At 53.2% G+C, this 12617-nt stretch carries 9 protein-coding genes and 1 riboswitch; of the genes, 4 read left to right on the top strand and 5 right to left on the bottom strand.

Features of this window, described 5'->3' with window-relative positions; all coding sequences use genetic code 11:
* Nucleotides 1-56: 56 nt before the first annotated feature.
* From metE to ACYU87_RS03895, 3 genes are all read right to left on the bottom strand, one after another.
* Nucleotides 57-2384: a 5-methyltetrahydropteroyltriglutamate--homocysteine S-methyltransferase gene (gene metE, locus ACYU87_RS03905; RefSeq protein WP_461132712.1), complete on the bottom strand. Its 2328-nt coding sequence runs from the start codon at nt 2382-2384 to the stop codon at nt 57-59.
* Between the two features lie 157 nt (nt 2385-2541).
* Nucleotides 2542-2771, bottom strand: a riboswitch (cobalamin riboswitch).
* Nucleotides 2772-2854: 83 nt separating this feature from the next.
* Nucleotides 2855-3442 carry a YdeI/OmpD-associated family protein gene (locus ACYU87_RS03900; RefSeq protein ID WP_461132711.1) on the bottom strand — a complete coding sequence of 196 codons (588 nt, stop codon included), beginning with the start codon at nt 3440-3442 and terminating at the stop codon, nt 2855-2857.
* A 54-nt stretch (nt 3443-3496) separates the two neighbouring features.
* Entirely contained in the window at nt 3497-4615 is a 1119-nt protein-coding gene (locus tag ACYU87_RS03895; protein ID WP_461132710.1) for a hypothetical protein, read from the bottom strand.
* 424 nt (nt 4616-5039) lie between these two features.
* On the opposite strand from ACYU87_RS03895, the gene ACYU87_RS03890 reads away from it, so the two are divergent.
* The 3 genes from ACYU87_RS03890 to ACYU87_RS03880 all read left to right on the top strand — a co-directional run bounded on the left by ACYU87_RS03890 (nt 5040) and on the right by ACYU87_RS03880 (nt 8936).
* The gene (locus tag ACYU87_RS03890; protein ID WP_461132709.1) at nt 5040-7469 is read left to right on the top strand and encodes a TonB-dependent receptor domain-containing protein; all 2430 of its coding nucleotides are present in this window, start codon (nt 5040-5042) and stop codon (nt 7467-7469) included.
* A 76-nt stretch (nt 7470-7545) separates the two neighbouring features.
* Complete coding sequence (locus ACYU87_RS03885; protein WP_461132708.1) at nt 7546-8703, top strand: PepSY-associated TM helix domain-containing protein; 1158 nt, start codon at nt 7546-7548, stop codon at nt 8701-8703.
* A 5-nt stretch (nt 8704-8708) separates the two neighbouring features.
* On the top strand, nt 8709-8936 hold the full coding sequence (locus ACYU87_RS03880) for a hypothetical protein (RefSeq protein ID WP_461132707.1): 228 nt from the start codon (nt 8709-8711) through the stop codon (nt 8934-8936).
* Nucleotides 8937-9056: 120 nt separating this feature from the next.
* Here ACYU87_RS03880 and ACYU87_RS03875 read toward each other — a convergent pair whose 3' ends face one another.
* Both ACYU87_RS03875 and ACYU87_RS03870 read right to left on the bottom strand, forming a co-directional pair.
* A complete protein-coding gene (locus ACYU87_RS03875) occupies nt 9057-9791 on the bottom strand; it encodes an SDR family oxidoreductase (protein ID WP_461132706.1) in 735 nt (244 codons plus the stop codon).
* A 67-nt stretch (nt 9792-9858) separates the two neighbouring features.
* Nucleotides 9859-10746: an AraC family transcriptional regulator gene (locus tag ACYU87_RS03870; protein WP_461132705.1), complete on the bottom strand. Its 888-nt coding sequence runs from the start codon at nt 10744-10746 to the stop codon at nt 9859-9861.
* A gap of 193 nt (nt 10747-10939) precedes the next feature.
* Here ACYU87_RS03870 and ACYU87_RS03865 point away from each other — a divergent pair, with 193 nt between their 5' ends.
* A complete protein-coding gene (locus tag ACYU87_RS03865) occupies nt 10940-12433 on the top strand; it encodes a flavin-containing monooxygenase (protein WP_461132704.1) in 1494 nt (497 codons plus the stop codon).
* The last annotated feature ends 184 nt before the right edge of the window (nt 12434-12617 follow it).

The following is a 12617-nucleotide window of genomic DNA, read 5'->3' as shown; positions in this document are numbered from 1 at the left end:
GCCTACAAGGAGAAAAACAGTCTTCTGCCGGTTCCCCGGCAGAAGACCGTTGCTAATTACACAGATTCCAGTACAGCCTCACGAACGGTCCGGGCCGCCTGCACCATGTTTTTCAGCGCTTCGGTGGTTTCCGGCCAGCGTCGTGTTTTCAGGCCACAATCGGGATTAACCCATAGATTCCGGGCAGGTAACACGTTCGTGGCTTTCTGAAGCAGATCGACCATTTCGGTTACCGACGGCACCCGTGGGCTATGAATGTCATACACCCCCGGCCCGACTTCATTCGGGTAGGCAAACCGGGCAAACGCGTCCAGCAACTCCATTTGTGATCGGGACGTTTCGATGGTAATTACATCGGCATCCAGATCGGCAATAGCCCCGATGATGTCGTTGAATTCCGCGTAACACATATGGGTATGAATCTGCGTCTGGTCCTGCACACCCGATGCGGCTACCCGAAACGCCATCACGGCCCAGTTCAGATACGTATTCCAGTTTTCCCGACGCAGCGGTAACCCTTCCCGAAGGGCCGGTTCATCAATCTGAATAATACCAATGCCAGCCGCTTCCAGATCCACCACTTCATCGCGAATAGCCAGGGCCAGTTGCAGGCAGGTATCTCTCCGGGGCTGATCATCGCGGACAAAAGACCATTGTAAAATAGTGACAGGGCCCGTAAGCATTCCTTTCACGGGTTTGCTCGTCAGCGACTGGGCAAACTGCGCCCAACGCACGGTCATGGCTTCCGGCCGGTGAACATCACCAAAAATGATGGGTGGTTTCACGCACCGCGACCCGTAACTCTGTACCCAGCCATTTTCGCTGAAGGCAATCCCGTCGAGTAACTCACCGAAATACTCGACCATGTCGTTCCGCTCGAACTCGCCGTGCACCAGCACATCCAGTCCTACTTCTTCCTGCCAGCGAATCGCCTGCTCGGTTTCCGACGTAATAAAGGCTTCGTATTCAGTCAGCGTTTTCTCCCCTTTTTTGAATTTTGCCCGGTTGGCCCGTACCACATCGGTCTGGGGAAATGAACCAATCGTTGTGGTGGGGAAGAGGGGCAGTTTATGCTGGTCACGCTGCAAGGTCTGCCGTTGCGTAAACGTCTGTCCGCGCCGGGCATCCTGCTCACCCAATTGCTGCAGGCGTTGCTGAACGGCTGGTCTATTGACATCGCTCGATTCCCGGCGAGCCTGTATGGCGTTCTGATTACTCGTCAGATAAGCCAGCGCCTGGGAATTGTTCGGGTCCTGGACAAGGGTTGTCAGTGTAGCAACCTCGTCCAGTTTTTGGCGGGCAAACGCCAGCCATTGATTGATTTGCTGGCTTAGTCCTGCCTGCCCGGTTTCAGTCGACAGATCGCAGGGAACGTGTACCAGCGAACAGGAAGGCGAAACAAGGATACGATCGGGACCAATCGCATCGACGGCCTTACGCAGAGTAGCAAGTGATTTATCCAGGTCATTGATCCAGATGTTTCGGCCATCGACCAGGCCCAACGACAGGCGGGTTTTCTGCTGGACGAAATCGGTACTCAGCACATCGGCCAGTTGATTGGGGCAGCGGACCAGATCCAGGTGGATAGCTTCAACGGGTAGGTGAAGAACCGTCGTCAGATTGTCTCCGTAACACTCGAAATACGAGGCCAGTAACAGCTTGAGGTTCGGAAACTGATCGTGGAACTGCCGATAAACCGAGACCAGTATGTTGCGCTGCTGAACCGTCAAATCCAGCGACAGGCAGGGCTCATCGAGCTGAATCCAGTCGGCTCCCTGTGCCTGCAACCGGCTAAGAATCTGTTCATACACGGGCAACAGGCGGTCCAGTAAGTCCAGCTGATCGAAGCCCGTATCTTTTGCTTTCCCCAACAGCAAATACGATACGGGTCCTAACAGGACGGGTTTGGGCACTATACCCAGCGTTTGTTTCGCTTCCTCAAACTCGGTGAAAACCTTCTCGGAAAGCAGTGAGAATGTCTGGTCTGCCGAAAACTCAGGAACGATGTAGTGGTAATTCGTATCGAACCACTTTGTCATTTCCATCGCCTTTAGGTCGAGTCCAGCCTGCTGGTAACCGCGGGCCATCGCAAAATACAGCGGCAGCAGATCCGGGTCTGTGGTGTCGAGGAGGGGCTGAAACCGGTTGGGAATGGCTCCTACCGTCAGGGACATGTCCAGAACCTGGTCATAGAGCGAGAAATCGTTGCAGGGAATCAGCGAAATGCCGGCCTGCTGTTGAGTCAGCCAGTTAGCCTGTCTGAGTTGACGGGCTACCTCCTGAAGCTGTTGGGGGGTAATCGTTTGAGCCCAGCATTGTTCGAGGGCTCGTTTGAGTTCGCGGTGGCTACCGATTCGTGGATAGCCGAGGTTGTGAGCGATCATGTTGTAATTGGAAAAAATGGTTGATCGCGTTCGATGCCGAACTCCATACGCCTACCACATGATCCAGATTTTACACAATACGACAAACAACCCCCAGCCTCGGGGAGAAGCAGGGATGAAGCAGTCAATCGTGATGAAACCCAGTCGCGTGTGGGCGTAATCAGCAAAGCTAAAGGCAAGTCTCCTGGCTTGTGACGGTATTTGCCGTCCTTCTCACCCCATCGTAACCGATACGCCGAAGCGGGCGAACCGGTTGTGGGACAATGGACATCGAGGGCAAACCCTTTTTAATTGTCACTGACAGTAGCAACGTCTGCTCGTGATTCTCACACGATTCCTTTTTCATTTCCTGAAACTCTCAGGAAAACCATTAGCTTGTTTGACGGAAAACAAAGAACGTTGGGACAAAGGAACCGCATTCGGCGCTTAAAAACAAGGAACCGTTCCTTGCCGCGCCCCTAATCGATGACTCATGGCCGTATTTTTTGTCTCAAACCCTGGGCGGCCAATTCGACCAGTTCTCTTATTCGATTCTGTCGGGTCTGCGGCCGTTTTGCCATGACAAGCCGTTGGAGAATGACCCGTTTATCGGACTTGCTCAGGTCGAGGAAATAGCGTTCTGCATTTGGGTTTTCCTGAAAAGCAGCCGCTAAATCCGGAGGAATGACCAGCGCATCGACGTCGTCCAGAATCGTCCAGGAGCCATTCTGTTTGGCAATGTCGATCGCCGTTAAACCGGCCGGGGTCATCAGGCCGTTGTCCATGAGCTGTTTAACTTTCTCCTTGTTGATTTTTGACCAGACGCTCGTCGGTTTCCGTCGGCTGAAAAACTGCCGGTATGTGTGGTCGTCTATGGACTTTGCCAGGCTATCGATCCACCCGAAACAAAGGGCTTCGTCTACGGCTTCGCTCCAGGTCAGGGTGGGGGTGGCTGATTTCTTTTTGTGGTAGACGAGCCAAACCGATTGTTGATCCGCGTGGTGTTCCTGCAACCACGCCCGCCAGTGCGCCCGGTTTGCCGGGCAAAATGTTTCGGTTTCTTTTTCGACGACTTTCATTGGCACAATAGCCCTGTGTTTTACGACTTGTTTCAGTAACAACCATCGGGTGGGTTACGCGCTACTTAATTCAGCCATCAGGGCGAGTAATTGGCTGGCCGTTTGGGCAGACCGGCGGCCCAGTCCGCACGAACAGGCTATATCAACGGCTTGGCCACGGGCGGTTTCGATATTCCTTAAAATCTGGTGATGTTCGGCCAGGGTGCGTTTTTCGTGAACAAAGCCCGCTACGAAGCGCGTATGTCCGGGCAACTGAACAGCGGCCAGGGGGGCATAATATCCTTCATCCGTTGGCGGGGCAACGATTCCTTCGGCCAGTGGATAATGAACATAAACCAGTTGGTGCTGAACCGGCCAGGCCTGAACCAGCCGATTAGAGAACGCCACCATTTTGTCCAGCGTTTTAGGGTGCACCAGTGCTTCGTTATGAAAGTCGCCCAGACAAAGGTGAATGCCAATCTGGGCGCCGGGCGTGATCTTTTTCAGCAGATCCAGAATCGGGCGCAGGGCAAGTCCCATAAGCGGAGTGGGCAGCTTGTAAGCCGCATAAAGTTCGGGAGGTACCTCTATTTGGATGAGCAGGTCATTACCCGCCTGCGCCAGGGCGGCATTCACTTCGCGGGCAATGATGGTGTTGAATGCATAGGTATAGCGCAGCCAGGTAATGGGACTGGCAAACGCAAAACCCATGGCAAAACCGGTGGGTACGCCCATCTGAAACTTTAAGTCGGGAAGGCCATACTGCTCCCGCAGGCGCTGAAATACAGGATAGCTGGAGCGGAAGAAATCATCGTACCCCAACTGAACGTGTTCGGGTAAATCGGCGGGGGAGCGTCTGGGCTTCAGCTTCTGAAAGCTGTCATAATTAATGGCCATCCCGTCATCCGAACTCCGTTTGGGTTGTTTCACAATTTCCCAGTTGTCGGCATCGGCGGTTATCTTTTCGATGGCGTACACGACCCAGGCGATGCGGTTTCCTTTTGGAAATGCAGGCGTTTTCTCGCCAATTTCTCCGTCGGGTAAACAGAATAAAGAAGATCCCAGAGCCTCCAGGGCGCGAGTCATGCATTCTGTCTCGTCGGAGAAGGGCAGGCTGCCTACGAGCAGAGTAGAGCGATGGGGTTGGGGTGTTGCATTAAAAGAGTGATCAGGATGTGTTATAGGCTGGTTCACGATCGTAGGGTTTAGGCGATTCTAACCTAAACAATAGTCCACTGATTTACAAGGAAGAACGACGAGAAAATATAGTTTAGCAGAATTGTACTACTGTATAGGTTCATAGCCCCTGGGGCTGCAGTCTGTGGGGCATGGACTACGAAAATCCACCGCCCCCTGGTTCGTGAGGATACAAACCAAGGTAACCAGACGCCATGAACAAACGTGTAGAAGATGGAACCTGCCATTGTAACGGTTGCATTCACGAATGAATACAACGGAGGATTCGATCAGGAAAAACTTGCGGGAGGGAGTTCAATAATTTCATTCAGGAATCCTAAAACAGGTTCATTTATTTAGAATTAATAAGAATAAATTTTATTGCAGCGAATTCTGTCGTTCATTTGTAATTCTTTAGAATGAATCTATATAATACCCACAAATGAATGCCATTAAAGTACTCTACGTATTCTTTTTCTCATTAAGTACTTTTGTTGTTCAGGCCCAGACAGGGGGCACGATCCGGGGCAGCGTAAAAACCTCGGACGGTAATCCCGCTGAAGCCGTAACGGTTAGCCTGAAAGGCAAAGGGCAAGGAGCCCTGACCAATGCCAAAGGTGATTTCTCAATCAATCATGTTAAGGCCGGGACGTACCAGCTTCAGGTTTCATCTATCGGCCTGAAAACGGTAGAACAAGCGGTTACCACAAACGGGACGGAAACCGTTACGGTGGATGTTACCCTGTCAGAAAGCGCATCGCAATTAACGGAGGTGACCGTAAACGGTAGCCGCACCAATCGATTCGCCCGCTCATCCAGCGACTATGTGTCGAAAATGCCCCTCAAAAACCTGGAGAATCCACAGGTATACAATACCATCGGCAAAGAATTACTGACCGAGCAACTCGTTTTTTCGGTTGATGATGCCATGCGTAACGCACCCGGTGTTCAGAAAATGTGGGAAGCGACCGGCCGGGCTGGTGATGGCGGTAGCTATTATAGTACGCGCGGGTTTATTGTTCAGAGCCAGCTACGGAATGGGCTGGCCGGTAATGTGACAACTGACATCGACGCTGTTAACCTGGAGAAACTGGAAACGATTAAAGGGCCATCGGCAACCCTGTTTGGTAGTGCATTAACGTCTTACGGCGGCCTGGTTAACCGGGTCACCAAGAAACCATACGAAACGTTTGGGGGCGAAGTTACCCTGTCGGCGGGCAGCTACGATCTTCAGCGGGCCAGTCTTGATGTAAACACCCCGCTCAACAAAAGCCGGAATCTGATGCTGCGCGTCAATACGGCGTTCCAGCACGAGGGCACGTTCCAGACGCAGGGGTTCAGCAGTCGGGTCGCGCTGGCTCCCAGCTTGTTGTTCAAGCCGACCGAGCGGTTATCCATTCAGCTTGATGCCGAAATTTACCGGAATGAGAGCGTTGGCAAGCAGCTCTTCTTCTTTTATGTGCCGGGCTATACCCTCGGGGCTACCCGTGCCGATCAGCTGAACGTCGATTACCGCAATTCGTACATGGGCTCCGGCCTGACGCAGCAGTCGCGCAGTACAAACCTGTTCGGGCAGGTTAATTACCGAATCTCCCCGGCGTTTACGTCGTCGACAAACATTAGCACCAGCCACAGCTATTCGAATGGAATAGGCCCATATTTCTACATGATTCCATCGAGCCGAGGCCTGGGAAATAACGATTTGGTCCGGGCCGATCAGTCGACACGCAACAGCACCAACGACGTTTTTGAGGTGCAACAGCTTTTTAATGGTGATTTCCGGTTGGGTAGCCTGCGTAATCGGATTGTGGTCGGGTTGGATTACCTGCATGTAAACGCCAACCAACTGTTCTTTGGCAGTACGTTCGATACCGTTCCTATTTCCAGGGAGTACGATTACAGTAAATTTAACGGGGCGGCCCTGAACGCGTTGTACGCCAGCAAAGCGCCTGATTTCACGTATCCGCTCACCGGCATTCGAAATACCTATAGTGCCTTCATTTCGGATGTGCTGAACCTGACCGATCGGTTAAGTGTTTTGGCCGCGCTGCGGGTCGATGACTTTCATAACGAGGGTGGTACTGTTGGTTCGGCTGTGGCGGGTTATAATCAGACGGCGTTTTCGCCTAAGTTCGGGCTGGTCTATCAGCCAATCAAGGATAAAGTGTCGCTGTTTGCCAACTACCAGAACAGCTTCAACAACCAGGGCATTTACAATGCTTACGACGTAACGGCTACCGACAGTCTAACACAACGGTTCGCCAAACTGGAACGGGCCAACCAGTTTGAGGCCGGGGTAAAACTGAATGCCTTTGACGGTCGGTTAACGACCTCCATCAGCTACTACGACATTCAGGTAAGCAACCTGCTGCGCACCGATCCGAACCCATTGGCCGCGGCTAAATTCGCTCAGACGCAGGATGGTACGCAGGTAAGCCGGGGTATTGAGATCGACGTAATCGCGAACCCGATCACGGGGTTTAACGTGGTCGCCGGATTTTCTTACAACGACTCCAAGCTAACGAAGGCCGACGCCGATGTGAACGGTCGCCGACCAACGACGGCTTCTTCGCCCGTGCTGGCTAACCTCTGGCTTAGTTACCGCCTGAACTCGTACGCGCTTCGTGGCCTGGGGTTTGGTTTCGGGGGCAATTACGCCAGTGATAACAAGATTCAGAACAGTGTCAGCCTGGGTGAATTCATTTTGCCCGCGTATACGGTTCTCAACGCATCGGCCTTTTACGACCGGCGGAAGTACCGGCTGTCGGTGAAGGCCGATAACCTGACCAACCAGCATTACTGGATTGGCTACACCACCATGAACGCCCAGAAACTACGGAGTTTCGTCGGCAGCATTGCCTACAAATTCTAGACTACCGTACGGCCCCGGCAGTGGTCGGGGCTATGCCGTTTTATCTTCAGTTCAAGTCACGTAATCCAGTGGTCTTATGCGCACCGCCCATCAAGTTAAAACCTGGTTTCAGATTCATAAATGGACGAGCCTGATTTGCACAGCCTTTCTGCTGATGCTTTGCCTGACGGGTTTGCCGCTTATTTTTCACGAAGAGATTGAGGCTCTTGAAGGCAAACCCCCGCTGGCACCTTCCATGCCCGCCGGAACGCCAACCGTACCCCTGGAACGGCTGGCCCAAACGGTTCACCAGCAGTTTCCGACCAAAGTGATTCGGTACGTTTACTGGGATGAACACGAGCCGAATACGACGACGTTCACCCTGTCTGATTCCATGACGGCGCCGGCCGATAACTACAAGCTGGTTATCTTTGACAACCGCACCGCCCGTGTTCTGGAAGAGCCCAAGCTGCAGGAAGGCTTTATGTACGTGATGCTGCAACTGCATGTCGACATGTTCATGGGCCTGGGAGGCAAGCTGTTTCTGGGGCTAATGGGCTTGTTGTTCGTCGTGGCGATTGGGTCAGGATTGATGCTCTACAGTCCAATCATGCGTCGGTTCGACTTCGGCATGGTGCGTACGGAGCGCTCGACCCGGCTGAAGTGGCTCGATTTACACAATTTACTGGGCGTGGTAACGGTTGTCTGGGCTACCGTGGTTGGCTTTACGGGGGTGCTGAACACGCTGGCCGAAGTGGTGCAGGGACTGTGGCAGCAGGGGCAACTGGCCGAGATGGTTGCGCCCTACAAAGGAGCTGCTCCGTTGCGGGGTACGCTGGCGCCACTCGATCAGGCTATGAAGATCGCCAAAGAAGCTGCTCCCGGTATGGAACCATCCTTTGTGGCCTATCCGGGTACGCCGTATTCCAGTCAGCACCATTACGCCGTTTTTATGAAGGGCACGACGCCCCTGACATCGCGCCTGGCAAAGCCCGCTCTGGTCGATGCGAAAACGGGTACACTGACCGATATGCGGAGTATGCCCTGGTACGTTAATGCCGTATTTATTTCGCAACCGCTGCACTTTGGCGATTACGGCGGCTTACCGCTAAAAATCATCTGGGCGCTGTTCGATGTCATTACTATTGTTGTGCTGGGTAGCGGCCTTTACCTGTGGTTTGCCCGCAACAAAGCCACCAGAGCGCAGTTCGCCCGCGTACAGTCAACCGTACAGCAACCATCCTTTAGCCGGTAGAAATCTTGGGACACAGACGTTTTCTGCGTAGACCACAGCGTGCCAGTAACTATGATTACTGGCACGTCTGGACCTTACCTATTTTGTTGGGTATTCTCAGTACTATTGGCCTGTTATCGGCCCTGATCGGCGATGACCTGTGGGACGGTATTTCCTGGCTCTGCCTGGCTATCCCACTGGCTATCATCGGCTGGTTTGCTCTGAAACCCAGATCGGTGAAACGGTATCGGTAAGCCATAATCCATACCCTTGTCTTTATGGTTCTTGCCTTGACACAGTCACCAGGTTAAAACAGGGTACGTGTCCGTGGTTCGTGTCTCCACCAATCACCCGTCCGGTAAAATCCAGTGAACCTACCACGGGCTGATGCCTGTTTCGGGCGAATTGTCGTCACTAAAGAACTGCCCCGTTGGGCCATCTGAACCAAATACGGCTGCTTTCACAACCCGGGCGGCCGCATCCGGCACGGTTCCAGGCCCCGAGTGGTGATTGAAATCGGTGTCGGTGTAGCCCGGATCAACGGCATTTACCTTGAACGGCGTATCGCGTAGTTGATGCGCCAGCACAATGGTATAGGCGTTCAGGGCCGCTTTCGACGGAACGTAAGCGGCTGGTGTGATGCCATAGTATATCCAGGAAGGATCACTCTGCAAGGTGAGCGATCCCAATCCCGATGTGACATTGACGATGCGGGGCTCCAATGATGGCCGCAGCAGGTCGATGAATGCCTGCGTTACGTCAATAACGCCGAAGAAATTCGTGTCGAATACCTGCCTGAATTCGCTGGTGTCCATATCCAGCGGGCCCGCCATGCCACCGGAAATACCCGCGTTATTAATCAGCACGTCCAGTACAGCTGTTTTCTGACCCAGCACGTCGCGGGCCGCTTTGATCGAGTCCGGGTTGTTGACATCAATCTCGATAGGCTCTACCTGCGTCAGCCCTTCCGACTGCAACTGATGGACTGCCTGCTGTCCTTTCGATAAATCGCGGCTTCCAAGGTATACATAATATCCCTGCTGTAGTAATTGCCGGGCTGTTTCAAAGCCAATACTCTTGTTTGCTCCTGTGATCAGTACCGTTTTCATCGTTGATTCGTTTTACCGCACAAAGCTACGCCCTGCCTGATACCCGAATGAAACACATTCTGCGGCATTACTGGTACATTTTGCGGATGGTTGCCCGGTATTCGGCGGGCGTCATACCGGTTTCGCGTTTAAAGAACCGGTTGAAGTACGAGGCATCTGAAAAGCCAAGCTCAAAAGCGATTTCTTTCAGCGAGTTATTAGTGTGAAAGAGCAGGCGACGGGCTTCCAGCACCAGCCGCTCGTGGATATGCTTGATGGCTGGCTTGCCACTCTGATTTTTTACCACCTCGCTCAGGTAGCCCGCCGACAGATTGAGCATGGACGCGTATTCACTAACTTCGTGTACCTGCCGAAAATACGTGTCGATTTTCGTTTGAAACTGTTTGAGCAGAAGTGTATCGGCCGAGGTCTCGGTAGCGGGAAACTGTTCGGTATACAGGCGGCTCAAGTACGTAAGCAGCACCGTGAGGTAAGCCGTCAGCATTCGCTGCTGCCATTCGCCGGGCTGTTGATACTCCCGGCGAATCTGGCTCAGCATGTCTTCCACAAACAGAATATCCGTCTCTGTAAGTAGCAATTCATGCCTGTTCTGCGGATTTTGAATAAGTGGCAACCGGGCTAATGACGCATTTTCCTGAAGCGACAGAAACTCACTCGTAAACGCAATACCCGTGCTCCATAATTGCGTAAAGCCTTCCTTGACGATGATGTGGTTCGGCCCGGAAAAATAGATGGTGTTGTCCTTCAGTTCATAGGGCGTCATGTCAATCCATTGACGGCTGCTCGCCCGCCGGATGAACACCAGCAGGTAATGATCCTTGCGATGGGGAATAAGAAGATCGGACTGATTGGGCAGACTGCCGTCAAAACTATAGACCCTGAACTGGGTGTTACCGGTTGCATCGGGCTCTATCGAGTAGATCGGTACGTTCGGGTTAGTATGGAGTACGTGCATTGGTTAAAGTTATCACTTTTTTGGCTGTCTGATTCAAGTGAATCGTTATTCGCCCGTGACGGTGGTGTTGGCCGGGTCGCCGGTGCGGTTTTTAAACGGACACCCTCAACTGCCACAGTCAAACTTTGCACACGTTTCACCTTTTCAGATTTACTTTTGCGATCGTAAGTAAGGTTAGATTTGATAACTCAGTATGATGGTGACACAGGCTGTTACTTCCGAAGAATCTCCGTTCGATGTACTCATTGTGGGGGCTGGACTGGCCGGAATCGGGGCCGCCTGCTGGCTACAAAAGAAACTGCCCCACAAGCGTTATGCCATCCTGGAAGCCCGTCAGGCCATAGGAGGTACCTGGGATCTGTTTCGTTACCCCGGTATTCGATCCGATTCGGATATGTATACGCTGGGGTATGCCTTTAAACCCTGGCAGGAACCGAAAGCCATCGCAGACGGAGCCACTATCCGAAACTACATTGAGGAAACAGCCGGGGAGAACGGCGTAATTCCGCACATCCGGTTTGGCCATAGAGTGATTTCCGCAGCCTGGTCTACTCCGCAGGCTTGCTGGACGCTGGAGGTCGAGCAGGGGTCGGTTCGGCATACGCTGCATACGCGATTCTTGTATATGTGCAGCGGCTATTACCAGTACGATCAGCCCCACCGGCCCCGGTTCACTGGCGAAAATGACTTTGACGGACAGATCGTGCTGCCGCAAATATGGCCCAGCGAGTTGACCTATACGGGTAAGCAGGTCGTAGTGGTGGGAAGCGGGGCAACGGCCATGACTCTGGTGCCGGCCCTGGCTTCGTCGGCGGCTCAGGTGACATTGTTGCAGCGATCGCCTACCTACGTTGTTGCCCTGCCCGCCCACGACAAGCTGAGCCTTCGCCTGCAACGCTGGTTACCCCAGCGGCTAGCCTACTCGCTCATCCGCTGGAAAAATATAGTCGGTAGTGTCGGGCTTTACTGGCTGGCCCGAAGCCGTCCTGACCAGACAAAGCAGCAATTAATAGGGCTGGTTTCCAGGCAGCTTGGGGCGGATTACGACGTAAAAACGCACTTTACCCCCCGATACAATCCCTGGGATCAACGGATGTGCGTGGTGCCGAATGGCGACTTGTTTAATGCTATTCGGAAGGGGCGGGCTACCGTCGTAACTGATGAGATTGACCACTTCACCCCGCAAGGGCTTCAGCTTAAGTCGGGCCAGCAACTGCCCGCCGATATGGTAGTGCTGGCGACGGGCCTGACCATTCAGCTGTTTGGCGGTATGCAGCTTATCGTAGATGGGGAGTTGGTACACCCTAATGAGCGGATGGCGTATAAAGGCATGATGCTGAGCGATGTTCCCAACCTGGCGCTCGCCTTTGGCTATACCAACGCGTCGTGGACGCTAAAAACCGATTTAACCGCTGGCTACGTCTGTCGGCTGCTGCGGCACATGGATCGCCACAACTATGCCATCGCGGTTCCTCGCCGACAGGCCGGGATGGCCGCCGTTCCTTTTGTCGATTTAGCCTCGGGTTACGTTCAGCGCGCCCGGCAAGTGCTGCCTCAGCAAGGGGGGCGCCGTCCGTGGAAGGTTTATCAAAACTACCTCAAGGATATGCTGACGATTCGTTTTGGGCGCCTGACCGACGGGGTAATGCAGTTCAAATCCAAACCAACGGCTCAGCCGCTACCATAATTTCGTGGCGGGGCTGCTGTTGGTACATCATCATTTTCACCCGGTACCCAGTAATCATTTTTCCCTGTACACCCACCCGGAAGCCGTCTTGACCGTTATTACCGATTTCCTGAAACAATGGGTTTATGGGGTTGAATTTTGACATTGTCGGCTGCTCCACAGTCTGGATGGGGCTGGTTCGGTC

This window comes from Spirosoma lituiforme, assembly GCF_054776635.1.
This window is presented reverse-complemented; position numbering and strand designations above follow the sequence as displayed.